Below are 17716 nucleotides of genomic sequence, written 5' to 3'. Positions count from 1 at the left end.
ACGAAATGGGCAGCGCTACCGTGCTCCGTGCGGATCCTGTTCGCGTCATCCCGATGCTCCCATTCGCCGACGCGTGCCGGCACGCCCGGGCACGACCGTTCCGATCTTGCTCAGGGTGCGGCTCTGGGTGCGAACTGGGGTCGGACACCGCCATGTGTGCGGGTTCTGCAGCTCACTGCACCTGCATAGTCCCTGTTAGCAGCGCTGGAGCCCGTGGTGGACCGTCCTCCTGTCAGCGGGGTGTCGCAAGGTTGACTTCGAGCACCGGTTGGATCAGCTAGGTACTCGCAGTTCAACGAGCATCCCGTCGGCCCGGGCACCGTCCTCCAGGCTGTCGCCGAACCGCTGCGGGCTGCGCTCGACCTCGCGCAGCGTCGCGCTGATGCGCATCTGCTCGAGGTACCGGCGCTCGCGGCCTTGCTCGCGGTATTGGTGGTAGGTCACCCAGAGCCGTGCGACGCGGCCTGTCGTCGCCGGCAGCGCCTCGGGTGGCGTTGGGTGGTGCAGGGTCGCGACCAGATGGCCAGCCACCTCGGAACTCTCTGTGCTCGGCGGTCGAGAACCATGCGGTGCCCAATAGACGTGGAACCCACCATCGACGAGGACCGTCGCGCCGGCATTCCAGTGCTCCACCCGCCAGCGGCGACGGTCCCTCGAACGGGCCGTCGTCCGGTCCGACGAACATCATCAGCGGCCGGGAGACGACATCGCCCAGCTCCGGGGGCGGCACGCAACACTCGATCTCCGTACCAACGACCATGACTCGAACCGGCCGCTCGAAAGGTGTCACGACGATCTCCTCAGAGCGCGAGAGTGCAGTGGACGGTTCGATGCTTCGGTCGTGCCACGCTGAGGTAGGTGCTTGGACCCGCGCGGAGAACGGAGGGTCGAGCCTGCGCGGGCAGACGCGGGGGCGGCGTCCTAACGCCTAGCCAACCCTCCTTTGGGTGTTGTTTCGACTCGGGGTGACGGGCGGCAGCTACCCCGGACGCACATCCGCACAGAGACTAGCGCCGGACCTAGACCGCATCGACCCGTTTATCGCTCCATCGGCTGCGGACGCTTACTGCCGTGAGTTGCTTCCAGCAATCCTCGGGCCATGTTCAGTATGCGGCCAGTGCCGCGCGGACCTGCAGGAGCGCCTTCGACCAGGTGGTCGACGAGCGGGCTGCGGCAGCACTTCTCGAGGGACGCAGAGAACACGCTAGACCGCGGCCATTGCTGGCCTGGCATCGGGCCGCTCGTATCAGTAGTTATCAGGCCATCGGTGGAGAGTCAGCCCCATCCCGATCTCACCAGAGAATCCGTGGTAAAAATTGAGCGACAGAAGGCACAGGCCCGACCCGACCGGATGCGAGAGGTGAACTGATGGCACAGAAGACCGTGGTGTCGCTGATTGACGACCTTGACCAGAGCGAGGCCGATGAGACCGTCGGGTTCGGGCTCGATGGCGTTTCGTATGAGATCGACCTGTCCGAGAAGAACGCGCACATGCTTCGCGACGTTCTCAGTGACTACGTCGAGCACGCCCGTCGGAAGGGCGGACGGCGTCGTAGCACGCCGACGACTCGCGCGTCCGGTCGACAAAGCAAGGGTGGCGGCGGAAGCACCGCCGCGGACCGCGAGCAGAACCAGGCCATTCGGGAATGGGCACGCCGCCAGGGCATGACGGTGTCCGATCGTGGTCGCATCCCCGCCGAGGTCACGGAGGCTTACCACAAGGCCCATTAGGCCCGGCGTCCGTGGGGCGATGGCCTGGACGCCTCGAGCAGAACGTCAGATGGGTCGCACAGGCTCATCAACGGGCTTCTGGCTGACCACTGCCCGGCGTCCGCGCGAGACAGTGGCCTCGTCGGCCTCGGCGAGAAGCGTGACGGCCCGGTGCGCAGTGGCTTCGGAGACCGAGTACCGCTCGGCGAGCTCCTTCACGGTGGGCAAGAGGTCGCCGTGTCGCAGAGCGCCGATGCGGATCGCTCCTCTGAGGTCAGCGGCGATGCGCCGGTAGGGCGCAGAGGCCTCGTCCTCGGCAGCGGCTGTCGGTGCCGGCGACTCCAGGATCGGCGCGCCGTTCTGGGCGACCGGACTCGGTAGCTGCGGAACTCGGTCAGCGAGGGCACGAGATGCGCGCTGATCAGCTTCGGCGACCCACGCCGTTCAGTAGCGCAGCGTGGTGACACCGCCTCCTCCGTGCCCGAGGCGGCCGGCGACGCCCGAACGTCGACCCCGCCAGAGATGAGTTCCGTGGCCGAGTAGTGCCGCAGCTGGTGCAGGTGGATGTCGTAGCCGAGTCCCTCGCACATACGCGTGAGGCGGCGGGTCATCGTGGCCGGCTTCGGCCAGATGGCGCCGTCCACATCCGGGGAGAAGACGAACCCGTCCTCGGGCAACTCGAACCCGAGAGCCTCAGCTTCCTGGGCCCGGAGCACGAGCAGAGCCCGGAGCAGACCGAGGGTCTGCGGATCGAGCACGATGCGCCGCTGCTGGTGGTCCTTGGTGTCTTTTTCCCAGTTCTGGCCGTTGACCTCGGCAATGCTCGCGCGGATGGTCACCACGGCCGCGGCGAAGTCAATGCGCTCCCAGCGCACAGCTAACCGCGTCGCGCGCCGCTGGTCATCGCCAGCCAGACGAACAGGCCCCACACCGGGTCCTTCCACGCCTCCGAGGAGATGCGCGCGGCCTGTGAGGCCGACGGTGGCTGTGGCTTCGGCTTGGCGGCTCGCGGCGCGACCGCCTTCGTGCATGGGTTGGTGCCGACCCAGTCCCAGCGGACGGCGTGGGCGAACGCGCTGTTGAGGATGACGTGGGCCTGGCGGATGCCGCTGGGCCCAAGTGGTCGGCACTGATGGGGTCGGCATCGCCGATCGCACTCGTGTTGCGCGCGAGTGCGGTGGTCGACGAGCCCGCGAGCGCCTCGGCAATGGATCCGACACGCACGAAGCTGCGCGTAGAAGGAGTCGAGGACTTCGCCGCGTACACGGGCGACCGGGAGGTAGCCGAGCAGCGGGAGGATGTGGGTACGGATCACGCTCTCGTAGCCCGTACGCATGGCGACCTCGACGTCGATGACCTCGAGGTAGCGCGTCATGAGCTGTGCGACGGTCGCGGACGTCCGCGGTTGCCGACCGGCGTCCACGTCGCCGAGCAACCGGATGCGGACCTTCTCGGCCGTCATAGCGGCCTTGGGGCCGGCCGGAACGATCTCGGTGAGGTGGTGGCGCTTGCCGCTGACCGGGTCGATCCCCGCATAGACGCGCACACGCAGGGCCCCGCTCGGGAGGGTCTCGATCTCGCCGCGCTGATGGCGGCGCGCGCCAGGCTTCGTGGCCAGAAAGCCAAGCTAGACGGCACTGGCTCCACGTATAGCTCCACGCTCACAGGCCGATAAAGATCCATCGGCCTGTGAGCTGCGTCGGGACGACAGGATTCGAACCTGCGACCCCTTGACCCCCAGAGCCTGCGATCATGCCCACTGGGGCTGCTACCAGCGACAACAGAGGCGCCCGACGCCGCAGAACTCGCACCACGGGCACGTGTCGGCAGCGTTTCGCACCACGACTCGCACCACGCCGGAGATCAACAGCTAGCCCTTGAGATCGTCCGATAGGGGCACCCCACGCGCCTACGCAATGCCAAAACCTGCCGGCGACCCCGACACCGACCCTCTCGGGCACGGGCGCGAGGGAGGAATGGGCACGACGAGCCGTCGACGCCGTCGCCCTCGCGACCGCGCCGCGCCGAGCCGCGCCGCGGTCGCCGGTTCACCGCCACCAGGTCTCAGCTCGGACAACTGCCGGTAACGAAAGCGCCTAACTCGAGCGATGTGGAGCCCATGGGGGAAATCCTGCAGTTCATCGGCGAAGCGATCGCTGGACTCCTGGTCTTCGCGGTCATCGCTGTCGTCGTCATCTGGCTGTTCATTATGTGGCTCAACGACTGGGAAACGCCGTCTTCTCGCCGGCGCCAACAGCAGGTCATCGACGACGAGCCTGACTACCGGACGATGACCTTGGAAGAGGCCTACGACGTCCTCGAGCAAGTCCGCCAGGCGGGCTACTACCCGGACGACCCATACGAGCAGGCCGTCGTCAATCACGCCGAGAACATGGTGCGCCAAGCCCAGGGAGCCTGAGCACAACCACGCGCCCGAAGCTCGGTACGCCGCCTTCCTTCTCTGCTTCACGGGGCGGCCCGTTGTACGCTGCGGGCGCTGGGAGTGACTAAGGCGGTGTCGTCCAGATACACCGCCACAGGACCGTGCTTCTCTGGGCAAGTCGCACGGATGCCAGCGGCAGACGCTGAGGACTTTCCGTTGCCGTAGACGCGGCGCGCGGTCTGGTCGGGCGCGGTCACCTTGTTCTCGTCAGTTAATTGCGGACCGCTACTGCTCGTTCTGCTCCAGAGTAACCGCATACAGACAAATTGATGGCTACAGCCGCAGCCATGAGCAGAAACCAGAGCATCGCTTCACGCTTTCACTCCTCGGTTCCAGGGCGTTCGCCGCTAGCCTAGTAGCCAAAGCAGTTAGCGTTGGCGTTCTGGCCGGTGCCCATGTCCTCATCGACAACCGCGCCGGCTGCGTCAGTGATCCGACACCTCACAGTGTCGGTCTTAGTTCCGCTCTGAAACTCCTCAAACGATGGACTGGACGAAACGGTCAGCGATCCGGAACTGTATTCCGTGGCCTGTGGGATGGTCATTGACCACGTCGATTCCGTTCCGCGAGGTGCGGAGTCCATTCCCCCGGTTCCGTTGGCGTAGTTGACGTTGATCTCGCGGCCTAGCTCGCTGGATACCTCTAGAGTGAAGGGTGCTTGATACTCGGGGCCCCCTACGCCTCCGATAAGCGGCGCCGGACCCGACACACGCACGTCGGTTCCCGACGGCGTGCCACCCGTGGGGATAGCAAGCCCGACAAGGAACGCGGCGACGATCCCGAGGACCCACGGCCACCGACGACTCGGCGTAGGGCTGGTCTGCCTTCGCGAGGCGGGGTTCCAGTGGCCGTGCTCAGCCGCCGGAGGTCCCCACCCCCCATACGGCATCTCAGGACGATCCGGGGCGTGAGCGCCCTGGTGCGACCCCTGCCCGTGGGCTGCGCCATGGTAGGGCGGAGGTGGCTGGCCAGCCGGTTGGTTCGGGTTGCTCATCTAGTTCCTTCCGAGGCTTGAATCCGTTAGCCATAGATCGCTCGTTTGGATCGCTCGTTACCCGAATAGCCTTGCGGTTACCTAACAGCTTCGACCAAAGCCTCAGAATTCATCCTTCTAAGTAGGTCTCTATTTCAATGTTCGACTGCAGTCACGGAACACTTTAGAAGAATGCCGCGTCAAGATGGGAGCGGATGAGCAGGGAACAGTTTGCTAACCTGGCCGGTTTCTGACGCACCCCTCGGTCCACAACGATGCCGAGAAGGGGTACCTCCCACCTTCTCCAGATCGTCCGCAGAATGCACCATGACCCTCCGGGGCTTCGTCGATATCGAGTGCCGCCCACCCGAGGCTATCGACGGCGCCGACGTCGAGTACCGCGACCCGCGTCGTCATCGCGCGGCCCTCACGATCTTCGCAACCTCGTCGAACGCGGCCGCGAGCTCTTCCTTCGCTCCTCGGCGGTTGATGCCTGGGCGGCCCGGGCTCGGGCCTTCGACCACGGCGAGGTCGCTGCCCCAGGGGAAGGCCCGCGGCCAGCTCGCCTTGGCAGGGTTCCCGAGCAGCACCACGACCAGCAGCTCGGGGAGCAGCTTGATTAGGCGTGGCAGCCACGGGGCGCCCTGCTGCTTCTCCGTGGTGCTTGGCGTCGACTCCGCGATGGGGAACGGGACGGCGTTCCAGTGCGCGATCTCGTGCATCCCGAGCCCGACCCGCTCGCACTCGGCCAACGCGAGTCGTGCGCTGGAGTCCTGGTTGCCAAGCGACAGGAACCGGGTCTCCGGCGCCGCGGCACCGGGGTGGGACAGGACGAACAGCGCGCGGGCGCCGGTTCCGCCGTGTTCCGGGTCAGGGTAGGGAACCGCGCCCGCGGGGAGCCGCCTCGATTCGGCGATCTCGTCGCACAGCGCCACGATGGGCGCGACGTGGGGCTCGCCGAGGCGGGCTCGCTTGCGGTCGAGCAGCAGCAAGTTGGCGTTCTCGTCCGGTTCCACCTCAGCCCACCGACGCAAGCACCGAACGGGGCCACATCTCGGTCACTGCCGTAGCGACGGCCTCGCCCCGGCGACGGATGTCCGCCTCGGTCCAGTCCGGAAGCTCGATCACTCTCTTGTTGAGCTCCAGGAGGCTGTACGTGCTCAGCAGGTCCCGCTTGCCGGGGTGCTTCTCGGTTCCGAGCCAGGGCCGGTTGGACAGCGTTCCATTCAGACGCTGGGTGACCAGCGTCAGGTTCCCGACGGTCTCGACGAGCCGGTCGCGGCGAGCGACGCCTTCGGGGTCCCCGACAACGTCGTCACCCCAGTGCGTGCGCCAGTTGCGCGGCATGATGTGTTCGACCTGCAAGCCAGTCGGCAGGCTCACGTCCTCCTGCCGCGTCGAGCGCCAGTGCCGCTCGACGGCCGCCAGCACTAACCGCAGGCGTGCCTGGTTGATGCTGCCGTAGGCGCGCAGCGCCGGGAGCTCCTCGCGGATCTCGTCGTCGCTCGGCCAGACTCGGGTGTCGGTGGTCTGCTGGCCCAGGAACTCGATGGTCGCGTCGCCCGCGTGATCCGTGCCGGCCGCATCGAGGTGCGCGAGCAGTGCCACGACGGCCTTGTTGACGTCCTTGGTGGTGCGTCGCAGCAGCATTCGCCGCACCACCCAGCTCTCCGCCGCGGCGAGCGCGCGGTCGATCTGCTCGGCGGGCACACGGTGATTACTGCTGATCAGCCAGAGCAGCAGCGGGGTGGTGGTGCCGAGCTGGAGCGACTCGATCACCAGCGAGTAGAAGCGGCCGCGCGCGGTGTCCGAGCCCATCTGTGCGAAGTCGCGGAAGGCGTCCGCGTCCCGGCGCAGCTCGGCGAGGAAGGTCTCGGCGCTGCGGATGTCGACGAGGCGTGGCTTGGCGTAGTTCTGGAAGTGGGACGAGATCTGCTCGGCGGGCACCTCTTCGTGGGTGCGCATGGTCAGCCAGTACTGGAGGAAGATGTCGATCCGCGAGCGGTAGAGACGGCCCTGGGAGACCAGTTCGCGCCACCAGTCGTCGTCGAGGTCGCGCCAGAACTCGTCGTTCCAGCGGTCGACGTCGGCCCGGAGCTGGTCCCCGGTACGGAACACGAAGTTCTTGATCAGGTCCGCGCCGAGCAGAGGTGTTCCGCGGTCGTTGATGGTCTCGAAGATCAGCTGCTCGTCGTCGTGCTCGCCGAGCAGAATCGACACGACCGCGAGCTTGCTCCGAAGCGCATGCACGAGGGCCCCGAGACGGTCCCCCGGCTCGCCCTTCTCCCCTGCCCACTCGGTGATCGATCGACGGAAGAACTCGTGACCGGAGACGATCCGTGCCGTCGCCGTGGACACGTCGGGCTCCTGGTCGTCGTCCATCGCTGCCTCGAACGCGACACGGTCGACGCGTGAGGGGCGAATCTTGAACCGCTCTGGCTTGCGCGCGAACCGCTTGCCCGAGTTGAGCACCAGATCCTCGAGGCGCTCGGCGTCGTCCTCCCGCCCGAGCTCGCCGACCACGAGTGCCGCAGCGTCGAGCACGATCTGCAGGGTGGTCAGGCGCTGCTGCCCGTCGATGACCCAGAAGCGCTGGATGTCGCCGGCGTTGACGGCGACGTTTTTGATCACCACCGCGCCGAGGAAGTGCGGGGCGATCTGAGCGATTGTCTCGTCGTCGTCCGCATCAAGGATCGCCTCGGCAACGCGCACCACGTCGTCCCACAGCGGCTGCCACTGGTCCTCTTCGTTCCACACGTACGGCCGCTGGAACGTCGGGATCTCGTAGATGAGTCTCGTGTCGAACAGCTCGCTCGGTGTCCGCGCCGTGGCCTGCACGTGCCCCCCTCGGTCGACATCTCCTTGGCGACACCCTACGAACGCGGTCCGACTAATCAGCCACGCCCCAGCTCGGCCGCGAAACACCGCGGAGCGGATGGAGCACAGGCGATGTTGGCCACCGCCTTCCACAGCGCCGGCCGCCACGACGACGCCATCGAGCAGCTGACCGCCACCCTCGGGCGAACTGCCTCGCGGCCGTTCACACGAGGTGGGCCGCCTGGAGCCTTGACTCCTCGCCTTTAGGCCGTCGCGGCGGCGACTACGGAGTGCGCTGCTTGCCGCAGCGCCCGGTAGAGCAGGTTCTGGTCTCCGAGGCGCCTCCTCAGGGCGTCCTCCAGCCCGGCGATCGGGTAGAGGTTCTGCGGGGCGCGGGCGTCCTTGTACTCGACCGAGGCGTAGCGGGGCAGGGTCGCCTGGCTCAGGGACGCAAGCGCGATGGCCTCATCGGCAGTGAGGTCCGCGCGGCACTCCACGCGCACTACTCCGGCCCAGGGCGCCCCGGGCGGGCAGGGTAGACGCAGATACCAGGTGTGCCGCTCCCACGACCCAGCCAGGCGGAATACCGGGGTGCGCTCCCCCGGCCCTAGCGCGGCGACGACCCTCCCCAACTCGGTCGGCAGGTAGTCGCTGCGGTGGCTCTTGACGAAGCCGATGGCGCGCGGAAGGTGCTGGCGACCCTGCAGCGGCCCGTCGACGACGAGGAGGTCATCCCGGTCGCCTCCACCGGCTTTGCGAGCGGTCGCCGCAGTGAGCACCTCGACCTCGGCGAGGTCGCGCTGCAGCGCGAGGGACAGCACCTGCATGGGGGCGACGTCCTCACGGGGACGGGTCGAGACCACGCGATAGGCGCCGGCGCGGGTGACTACGTTGCCGCCGCTCTCCGACGTGGTGATGAGGCCGCGGCGGACCTCGGCCACGGTCAGGTGGGCACCGCGCTCACGGCAGCAGCACACGACGCCCGCGGCGTAGGACGCACACAGCGCGGGCGACGCCGCGCCGTCGGGTTCGTCGACCCACACCTGCGCGTCGATCCGCCGCACGCCGTCGACGAACAGCACGGCTTCCGGCCGGTCGATCGCCGGGTCGACTCGGACCGGGGCCCATCGGGCGGCCGGGACCTCAATCTCCGGGTCGACCTCGGCTGAGGAGGACCCCAGCTCGGGGTCGAGGCTGGTGCCGTAGGTCGGGTCCCACGGATCAACGCTGAATCTCATCGGCACATCACGCCCCTTCCCGGAGCACCGAGGACGTCCGCTGGTCACGCCCCACGACGAACCGGACCGGCACCCGCTCGGCCAGGGCCGGAACGTGGGTCACGACGCCGACCATGCGGTCGCCGCGCGCGGCAAGGTTCTCCAGCGCGCTCGCGACCAGGTCGAGGTTGGTCTCGTCGAGCGTGCCGAACCCCTCGTCCAGGAAGATCGACTCGAGGCGCGCGGCGCCGCGGGCTGCGAGGCCCTGGAGCTGCGAGGAGAGCGCGAGCGCCAACGCGAGGCTCGCCTGGAACGTCTCGCCGCCTGACAGCGTCTTCACCGGGCGGGGCGCGTCGGCGTCGGCGTGGTCGACGACGAGGAACTCCCCGTCGGCGTGGGTCAGCTCGAACTGGCCGCCAGAGAGGTCGGCGAGGCTCGCCGAGGCGTCGGCGACGAGGGTGTCGAGCGCCGAGGCGACGAGCCAGCGCGGGAACCGGTTGGAGCGCAGCTGCTCGCCGAGCATCCGGGCGACCTGGCCCTCCTCCTCGGCCTCGGCGCGCTGACGGTCGAGGTCGGCGGCCCGGGCGCGGCGCTCGGTGATCCGGGCGAGCTCGCCCCGGGCTCGCTCCAGGGCGGTCGCGACGACGATCGGCGCCGACGAGGGGCGCGCGGTGAGCTCGTGGGCGACGAGGGCGTCGGTAAGCCGACGCTCCACCGCGTCGCGTTCGTCGCGCCGGCGCTCGACGAGCTCGCCCGCCCCGGTCAGTGCCTGCTCACGGGTCGCGGTCTCGCCCGCGGCCCACGCCGTGAGCGCCGTCCAGGCCGCGCCGAGGTCGTCGCCCGGGGCGGGCGGGGCACCGAGGGCCACGAGCGGGTCCCGGGCGCGGTGCCACACCTCCCAGGCGCGGGCGACCTCCTGGTCGATCGCGCTCGCGTCCCATCGGGCGTCGGCGACGGCCGTCCGGGCGGCACGCGCGGCGGCGGCCGCGGCCCGGGCGGTGCCCTCGAGCTCGGCGATCCGGGCGAGCGCGGTGGTCGCCTCCTCGAGAGTCGGGGCCCCGTCGAGGGTCGCGCCCAGCGCCTCGGTCCGGCGCTCCAGATCGGCGACGACCCCCTCGGCCTCCTGATCGGCGCGGGCCGCCGCGGTCTCGGCGCGCCGGGCATCGGTGGCGGCGTTCTGCGACGCGGCGTGGCGCCGGTCCGCCTCCTCGCGTGCCCGTCCCGCCACGTCGGCGCCGGCGCGGGCGGCGGTCAGCGCTGTCACCCGCTCGTCGGCCCGTCCGCGGGCCCAGTCGACCAGGGCACGCCATCCCGCGAGCGGGGACGCCTCGTCCGGTGCCGGGGCACCGAGGGAGACCAGCGGGTCGCGGGCCGTCCGCAGTGCGCCGGCCGCGGCCGCGGACTCCCGCCGGAGTTCCTCCCGGGCCTCAGCGGCGGTGTCGCGCTCACGACGGGCCGTGCGCGCGGCGGTGGCGGCGTCGTCGGCGGCGGCCTCGACTCGGTCCCGCTCGGCGAGCGCCGCGTCGACGGCGGCCGCCGTAGCCGGGGCGTCGGCGAGCGCCGCAGTCAGCGCCTCGATCCGTGTCCCCCACCGGGCGAGGTCGTCGGCCGCCCGGGCGACCGCCGCGTCGGCGTCGGCACGGGCGGCCCGCGCCTGCTCGTCGGCCTGCTCCGCCGCGGCGAGGGCGTAGTTCGCGCCGTCGAGGTCCGCGGCGGGGAGGGCCTCGGGTGGGTGCGCGACGTCCTGCGCGCACACCGGGCAGGGCGCGCCGGGGATCAGCGTGGGGCGCAGGGCGGCGGCGAGGTCGGAGCGCAGGAGGCGGTCGTGCTCCTCGCGGGCGGCGTCGAGGCGGGCGCGGGTGTCGCCGACGAGGGCGGCGGCCTCGGCGGCCTTCTTCTCCGCCGCGGCGTGCCGGTCGCCGGCGCTCCGGTGCTCCTCGCGGGTGGTGGCGAGGTCGCGGTGGTCACGGCGCGCCTGCTCCAGCAGACCCCGGACCGGGGCGCCGGCGAGAGCCGCCCGAGCGCGCGCCTCCGCGGTGTCCACGGCGGCGAGGTGCTCCGCGGCCCGCTCCAGCGCCTCCGTCGCCGCCCCGGTGCGGGCGTGGAGGTCGTCGAGCCCGTCCGGGACGGTCGGGGCGCGGAGGGCGTCACGCTCGCCGACGAGCCGCTGGACCTCCGCGCCGGCCGCCTTGTCCGCCTCGAGAGCGGTGTCCCGTGCCGCGCGGGCGACCTCGAGCTCTCCGGTGGCGGTCACGGCCGCGGTGGCCGCGCGACGGTAGGCGTCGCCCGCGTCCTCGCGTCGCTCCCGGGCGGGCGGCAGCTGCTCGCGGAGCTCGACGAGCTCGGTGTGCGCGCGGCGGGTCTGCTCGAGCGCGGCCCGGTCCGGTCCCGCGTCGAGCCGTGCGCGGGCGGCGCTCTCGTCGTCCTCGGCGACGGCCGCGTGCTCGGTCGCCGCGGCCACCGTCCGAGCCGCATCACGATGCCGGTCCGCCAGCTCCGCGAGCCCGGCCGGCGGGGTGAGCCCGGAGAGCGCGGCCTGCTCGCCCGCGAGGCGCGCACGGTCGGCCTCCGCCTGCGCGACGGTCGTCTCGGCGGTGGCGAGCTGGGGCACCGCCGCCTCCACCTGCTCGGCCAGGGCCGCGAGCGCGCCGACGCGGGCTTGCGCGGCCTCCTCGGCCTCCCGCGTCGCGTCGGCGACGCCCTGGAGCTGGTCGGCGAGCAGCCCCGCCCGCTGCGTCGCGGTGGCGGCCTCGGTGTTGGCCCGTCGCATGATCAGGTCGTAGACGCCGAGCCCGAGGATGCGCTCCAGCTTCTCCTGCCGCTTGCCCGCGGCGGCGTGCAGGAACTCGGCGAAGTCGCCCTGCGGCAGCACCACGCAGGTGCAGAAGTCCTCGAACGGCAGCCCGAGGAGCTCGGTGACCGCGTCGGTGACCTTCGGCGCTCCGTCGGCCAGCGGTGCCGTCTCCTCCTCGGCGGCCGCGAGGCCGGCGGGGTCGAGCAGCCGTTCCAGGCGCGCGGTGCGGACGGTGACACCTCCGGAGGCTGCGCGCCGCAGCTCGCGGGCGACGACGTAGCGCTCGCCGCCGACGTCGAAGACCAGGCTGACCGTGCCGCGCATCGTCGTCGGCGCCAGCGCGAGGCGGACGGCGCGCCGGTCGTCCCAGCGCGGCACTGAGCCGTAGAGGGCGAAGACCATCGCGTCGATGACCGTCGACTTGCCCGCCCCGGTGGGCCCGACCAGCGCGAAGTACTCGGCATCAGAGAAGTCGACGGTCGTCTCGTGGCGGAACGCGGCGAAGCCGTCCATCCGTAGCAGGACCGGGCGCATCAGCGCTCGCCCCCGGTGACCTCGTCGTGCAGGCGGGCGAAGAGGCGCTCCACCCGCGAGTCCTGGACATTCTGGTCGGCGAGGTACTCGGCGAACAACTCGGACGGCGCGCGCTCCGTGCCGGTGCCGACCCGGGGCCGCGACACGGTCACCGGTGCGGCGAACTCGGGGTCGATGCGCACCTCGAGGGCGTGCGAGAGCAGGGCCGTCACCTCGTCGCGCAGGCCCGCGCGAGCCGGCTCACGGACCCAGACCCGCAGGTAGTCGTCGCCGAGGTCGTCGGTGCGGGACGCCAGCTCCGCGACCGTGCCGTGCACGGTGCGCAGGCGCCGGCCGGCTCTGATCGGGATGTCGGTGATGTGCGCCGGCGTGCCGGGCGACGCGTCGACGAGGCAGACGACGGGCTCGTTCTCCTGCTCACCGAAGTCGACCGAGAGCGGGGCGCCGCTGTAGTGCACCGGGCACGGGGCGTCCATGCGCTGCCGGCGGTGCAGGTGGCCCAGCGCCACGTAATGGGCCTCCACCGGGAAGATCGTGGCGGGCACGGCGTACTCGAAGATCGACTGCGCCTCGCGCTCGCCGCCGCCGAACTGCCCGTGCACCACGGTCAGGTGGGCGAGCACCAGGTTCACCGCGTCGTCGCGGAAGCCGGCGGTCAGCGAGGTGAGGACGTCGCGCAGCTGCTGGTCGTAGCCGCTGGTGTGCTGCGCGGGCGTCTGCCCGACCAGCTCGGCCGCGCGGACGGCGTAACGCTGGGACAGGAACGGCAGCACCGCGACGGTGGCCCGCTCGCCCGACCGAGCCGTGAGCTCGACGACGCCGCCATGGTCGGCGGTGCGCACCGACCCGACCAGCGTGATGCCCGCGGCGCCCGCGAGCGGGCGGTAGGCGTCGAGGGTCGGACCGTGGTCGTGGTTGCCGGCGATCGCGACGACCTGCACGCCGTCGCGCGCGAGCCCGAGCAGGGTCCGCACGACCAGCTGCTGGGCGGCGGCGTTCGGGGCGGCGGTGTCGTAGAGGTCGCCGGCGACGAGCACCGCGTCGACCTCGTGGGCGCGGGCCACCGCGACGATCTCGCGGAGCACCTGCTCCTGCTCCTCGAGGCGGCTGCGTCCCTTGAGCATCTTGCCGACGTGCCAGTCGGCGGTGTGCAGGAACCTCACGTCAGAAGGGCGCGTCGTCGTCGTCGACCGGCAGCCGGGCGAACGGATCGGGCGCGGCCCCGTTGCGACGGGCGGGCTCGCCCGCGGACTCCGAGAGCCGGGTCGCCCACGCCGGGAAGGGGAACTCGACGGCCAGCGGCACCGGGATCTCCGGCTGGGACACGAACATGGCGCCCGGCTTCGCCAGCACGGCCCGCGCCCGCTGCGACGGCGGCAGGAACCCGTACTCGGGGCGCCCGGACTCGGCCGGGTCCAGCCGGCCGACGACCTTGATCGAGGAGTTGGAGACGATCCGGCGCTCTACCTCGCTGGCGGTCTGCTGGGCGCCGATGAGGATGATGCCCAGCGACCGGCCGCGCTCGGCGATGTCGAGCAGCACCTCCTTGATCGGGCTGGAGCCCTCCCGCGGGGCGTACTTGTTCAGCTCGTCGATCATGGTGAACAGCAGCCCGCCCGTGCCCGCGGCCTCCTTGCGGGTCGTCTCGTCGGCGAGCACGACACCGACCACGAAGCGCTGCGCCCGCTCCGGGAGGTTGTGCAGGTCGACGACCGTGACCTGCTGGTTCTCGGTGCTCACCCGGCGGCCCGGGACGTCGGGCAGGTCGCCGCGCACCAGCGTGCGCATCGGCTTGAGGCTCGAGCGCAGTCGGCGCAGGAAGGCGTTGATCGTGCCGGTGCCGGTGACCGGCCCGGCCCAGTCGCGGCGGGCGTCCTCGTCGGTGAGCTGGTCGGAGACGTACTCGACGAGCTGCTCGTAGGTCCGCAGCGTGCGCCCGTCCAGCGAGACCGCGCCCTGGTCGAGCTCGACCGCGTGCCGCTTGAGCTGCGCCGCGACCTGGTGGATGACCATCGTGTACTGGTTGCGCTCGTCCTCGGCGTCGGCGAAGACGTAGGGCAGCAGCTCTTGGCGGCAGAACTCGGCGAGCGTCCACCAGAACGGCACGACACCGCTGGTCCGGCCCGCGACGAACGGCCGCCCGCTCGGGTCGTCGGGCATCGTCGGGGCGAAGAAGCCGGCCGAGGCGAAGGGCTCCGCGGGCAGGTCGAGGCGGGCGTAGCGGGCGCGTTGCTCGTCGTCGAGCTTGGCGTTCGCGTGGTCGAGGAACAACAGGTCCTCGCCCTTGACGCTGAACACGAGCGCCTTGGCGTTGACGCTGCGCCGCCCCAGCACCCCGCTGCGGAAGATCGAGTACAGCAGGAAGAGAGCGAAGCTCGTCTTGGTCGCGACCCCGGAGATCCCGCTGATCGAGACGTGCCCGCCGCGGGTGCCGTCGAGGAACTCGAGGTTGACGTAGATCGGCTCCCCGTCGCGCCCCAGCCCGACCGGGAGCTTGAGGTCCATCTGGTCGAAGTACAGCGCCTCCGCGCGCTCCCGGCCGGTCGCGCGCCGGGCCGGTGACCCCGGCGTCGGCGGGACGTAGCACTCGGGCTCGACGCGCGTCGTCGTGATCTCGGCGATCTCCTGGACGTGCGCGGGCAGCACACCGTCGGCGATGAGGAAGACATCCGAGCCGTAGGTCGCGCCCTCGTGGCGCGCGCGAACCTCGGTGACGATCCCCGAGGTCGCGACGACCCCCTGTCCCGGCACCGAGCGGTGGGTCACCACCACGTCGTCGAGCTGCAGGTACTGCTCGGGCGCCAGCCCCACCGAGAACTGCAGCGGCGTCGAGTCCTCCGTGCCGGCCACCAGACCGACAACATCCTGCTCCCCCACGGTCCCCCTCCGGTCGTGATCGGCGCCGTCACGGTATCCGGGCCGCCGAGGGTGCCCGGCGGCAGCTCCGGGCCGGGGGTGCGGCTAGATGTACTGACCGGACAGGTTGGTCAAGCGGGTGATCGGGGCTTGCCTGTCGATGGCGCTGTGGGGCCGGTGGTGGTTGTACTCGTGTAGCCAGCCGGGTAGGGCCTTCCGTCGCTGGGTTTCGCTGAGATAGAGGCGTCGGAAGGCCCAGCCGGCGGTCATGGTGCGGTGGAAGCGTTCGATCTTCCCGTTGGTCTGTGGCCGGTAGGGCCGGGTCCGCTTCGGAGTGATCCCGAGTTCGCGGCAGGCGTCGCGCCAGGCGTACGACTTGTAGGCCGAGCCGTTGTCGGACAGGACCCGCTCGACGACCACGCCGCGGGCGGCGAACCAGGCCACCGCCCGATCCAGCACCCCGATGGCGGTCAGGGCCTTCTCGTCGTCGTGGATCTCGGCGTAGGCCACCCGGGAGTGGTCATCGAGCACGGTGTGCACGAACCCGGTGCCCATCATCGGGTTGTGGTGACGGTTGCGGGGCTTGCCCGGGGTCGCCGCCCGGTTCTTGTTGCCGGCCTGGCGACCGTGGAAGCGCCATCCACCCTGGTCGGGGATGTTGCCGAGCTTCTTCACATCGACGTGGATCAGTGAGCCGGGGTGGGGGTGCTCGTAGCGGCGCACCGGTTCTCCGGTGGCCCGGTCGACCTGGTTGAGCCGGCTGATCCCGCAGCGGCGCAGCACCAGGTGCACCGTGGAGGCCGCCAGCCCGAGCCGGGCGGCGATCTCGAGCTGCCTGAGGCGCTGCTTCCAGCGCAGGTGCACGATCTTGCGCACCACCGGCTGCGGGGTCAGCCGCGGCATCCGATGCGGGCGCGAAGACCGGTCGGCCATGCCGGGCGCACCGAGCTCGAGATAGCGATCCCGCCAGCGCTTCGCGGTCGGCCAGGACACCTGGAACCGCTCGGCCGCCCTTGCGATCGGCCAGCCGCCCTCGACGATCAGACGCGCCAGCTTCAATCGAGCTCGCGGAGTCAGCGCAGCGTTAGCGTGGGCCACGGAGGACCTCCCGGTGGTGAGTGGATGCCGTCAGACAGCTCCACAGCACTCCCGAGAGGCCCTCCCCTCAAGATCATTCAGACCGTGTCGTCACACGTACTCAACCAACGTGTCCGGTCAGTACAGCTAGACCTGCCCGAGAGTCCGGCCTGCACGATCCGCTCGACCCACCCACGGTGTGGATGCTGATCTTCGGACCGACCGGGACGGGGTGCCGGTGCGGGACCTGACCTGCGCGATCCGTCAGGCGGACCGTCGCAGTGCGTCGAAGTGATCGGACGAGAGGAAGTGCAGACCCGAGGTGCGTGCGATGCGCGCTCGAGCCTCGTCGTGGAGGGACTCTCCGACGAGGATCGCCTGCGGCCGACGAAGATGCTGCCTCGCGACGCCCTTGTCGAGCGCCTCGCGGTAGCCGAGGACCTGCTCAACGGCCTCGAGGTCGACCCGCCCTCGCTTCACCTCGACGACGACCAGCCGCCGCCGCCACCCTGTGTACTGCTCGAACAGGAGATCCGCTCGACGACGATCCGGGAAGCGGTACTCGGACTCGACAAGGCGCAGCCCCCGCCACCGCGCGTCATCCCAGAGGTCCGTGCGGGACGCCAGCCGGCGTTGCAGCTCCTTCTCGAGCCGGAACCGTCGCAGCCCGTCGAGCGCCTGGTCTGCGACGTCGCCTCCATCCTCGCCGGCGAGATCGAGCAGCCGAGCCCACATGTCCTGTGGCACCGGGAAGCTCGATCCCTGGAGACGGAGACGCACCGGTCCCCATGCGCCGAGGAATGGGTCGCGGCTGATCGTCGCAAAAGGCACCGGTCGATCGAAGCTCTCGAGTACCTCGTACGAGCACACAGATCGTCCATCGAACTCGGAGTCGGGGAGATCGAGGACCTCCGCGTCCGATCGCGCCACGAGCAGGCGGGCGAGGTCCTTCCGGACCCGCGCGCGGTAGAGGAGCACCAAGTCGCCTGCTCGGGTCCGCGGATCACAGGTCCACCAGCCACGGGCGCCGAATCCGCGGCGTGGTTCGAGCTCTGCCCGGTCGCGGCCGTCCTCATCGCTGTAGTACTCCGGCGCGGTCACCCAGAGCCACTTGCTCGGCCTGCTCGGCATGTCTATGCGTCCCCCGACGGACAGAGCCCACCGACGTGGCGGGCCTTCCGACCGGTGTCGCTGGTGTACGCGAAGACCGTTACTCATCGCTGACCACCACCACCCGTCCGGGCCCTCACCTGCCCGGTCGGGGCTGCCACGGCGGGTGCGACCCGAGAGTCGTG

Annotated in this window: 14 protein-coding genes; 2 read left to right on the top strand and 12 right to left on the bottom strand. The window is 70.6% G+C overall.

The window, feature by feature from the left end:
- Window positions 1–273: 273 nt before the first annotated feature.
- Complete coding sequence (locus OG774_RS03940) at window positions 274–633, bottom strand: DUF6578 domain-containing protein (RefSeq protein WP_328306866.1); 360 nt, start codon at window positions 631–633, stop codon at window positions 274–276.
- A 735-nt stretch (window positions 634–1368) separates the two neighbouring features.
- Between OG774_RS03940 and OG774_RS03935 the strand changes: the two genes are divergently transcribed.
- Window positions 1369–1731, top strand: coding sequence for a histone-like nucleoid-structuring protein Lsr2 (locus OG774_RS03935; RefSeq protein ID WP_328306864.1), 363 nt, complete (start codon window positions 1369–1371; stop codon window positions 1729–1731).
- Window positions 1732–1776: 45 nt separating this feature from the next.
- On the opposite strand, the gene OG774_RS03930 is transcribed toward OG774_RS03935, so the two are convergent.
- From OG774_RS03930 to OG774_RS03920, 3 genes are read right to left on the bottom strand one after another with little or no spacing between them, the layout of a single operon-like run.
- Window positions 1777–1956, bottom strand: a complete 180-nt coding sequence (locus OG774_RS03930) for a GntR family transcriptional regulator (RefSeq protein WP_328310767.1) — start codon at window positions 1954–1956, stop codon at window positions 1777–1779.
- Entirely contained in the window at window positions 1926–2585 is a 660-nt protein-coding gene (locus OG774_RS03925; protein WP_328306862.1) for a hypothetical protein, read from the bottom strand. The genes OG774_RS03930 and OG774_RS03925 overlap by 31 nt, the downstream gene beginning before the upstream one ends.
- A 2-nt stretch (window positions 2586–2587) precedes the next feature.
- Complete coding sequence (locus tag OG774_RS03920; RefSeq protein WP_328306860.1) at window positions 2588–3256, bottom strand: hypothetical protein; 669 nt, start codon at window positions 3254–3256, stop codon at window positions 2588–2590.
- A 573-nt stretch (window positions 3257–3829) separates the two neighbouring features.
- Here OG774_RS03920 and OG774_RS03915 point away from each other — a divergent pair.
- Complete coding sequence (locus tag OG774_RS03915) at window positions 3830–4129, top strand: hypothetical protein (protein WP_328306858.1); 300 nt, start codon at window positions 3830–3832, stop codon at window positions 4127–4129.
- Between the two features lie 1410 nt (window positions 4130–5539).
- Here the strand turns inward: OG774_RS03915 and OG774_RS03910 are convergent.
- From OG774_RS03910 to OG774_RS03875, 8 genes are all read right to left on the bottom strand, one after another.
- The gene (locus OG774_RS03910; protein ID WP_328306856.1) at window positions 5540–6142 is read right to left on the bottom strand and encodes a hypothetical protein; all 603 of its coding nucleotides are present in this window, start codon (window positions 6140–6142) and stop codon (window positions 5540–5542) included.
- Window position 6143: 1 nt separating this feature from the next.
- The gene (locus OG774_RS03905) at window positions 6144–7964 is read right to left on the bottom strand and encodes a DUF262 domain-containing protein (RefSeq protein ID WP_328306854.1); all 1821 of its coding nucleotides are present in this window, start codon (window positions 7962–7964) and stop codon (window positions 6144–6146) included.
- Window positions 7965–8206: 242 nt separating this feature from the next.
- Entirely contained in the window at window positions 8207–9229 is a 1023-nt protein-coding gene (locus tag OG774_RS03900) for a hypothetical protein (protein ID WP_328306852.1), read from the bottom strand.
- Window positions 9189–12488, bottom strand: a complete 3300-nt coding sequence (locus tag OG774_RS03895; protein WP_328306850.1) for an SMC family ATPase — start codon at window positions 12486–12488, stop codon at window positions 9189–9191. The genes OG774_RS03900 and OG774_RS03895 overlap by 41 nt, the downstream gene beginning before the upstream one ends.
- Window positions 12488–13651, bottom strand: coding sequence for a metallophosphoesterase family protein (locus tag OG774_RS03890; protein WP_328306848.1), 1164 nt, complete (start codon window positions 13649–13651; stop codon window positions 12488–12490). Before OG774_RS03890 ends, OG774_RS03895 begins: the two co-directional genes overlap by 1 nt.
- Window position 13652: 1 nt before the next feature.
- Window positions 13653–15338 carry an ATP-binding protein gene (locus tag OG774_RS03885; protein ID WP_328306846.1) on the bottom strand — a complete coding sequence of 562 codons (1686 nt, stop codon included), beginning with the start codon at window positions 15336–15338 and terminating at the stop codon, window positions 13653–13655.
- A 111-nt stretch (window positions 15339–15449) separates the two neighbouring features.
- A complete protein-coding gene (locus OG774_RS03880; protein ID WP_328306844.1) occupies window positions 15450–16442 on the bottom strand; it encodes an IS481 family transposase in 993 nt (330 codons plus the stop codon).
- Window positions 16443–16685: 243 nt separating this feature from the next.
- On the bottom strand, window positions 16686–17522 hold the full coding sequence (locus OG774_RS03875; RefSeq protein ID WP_328306842.1) for an endonuclease NucS domain-containing protein: 837 nt from the start codon (window positions 17520–17522) through the stop codon (window positions 16686–16688).
- Between the last annotated feature and the right edge of the window lie 194 nt (window positions 17523–17716).

This window comes from Actinomycetospora sp. NBC_00405 (assembly GCF_036044095.1).
Classification (GTDB): Bacteria; Actinomycetota; Actinomycetes; order Mycobacteriales; family Pseudonocardiaceae; genus Actinomycetospora; species Actinomycetospora callitridis.
Note: the sequence above shows the minus strand (reverse complement) of the source record. Positions and strands in the feature narration are given on the sequence as shown.

Excerpts from the sequence above, each read along its gene's own strand:
- OG774_RS03935 (WP_328306864.1), top strand. The coding sequence starts at position 1,369 with ATGGCACAGAAGACCGTGGTGTCGCTGATTGACGACCTTGACCAGAGC.
- OG774_RS03915 (WP_328306858.1), top strand. The coding sequence starts at position 3,830 with ATGGGGGAAATCCTGCAGTTCATCGGCGAAGCGATCGCTGGACTCCTG.
- OG774_RS03895 (WP_328306850.1), bottom strand. The coding sequence starts at position 12,488 with ATGCGCCCGGTCCTGCTACGGATGGACGGCTTCGCCGCGTTCCGCCAC.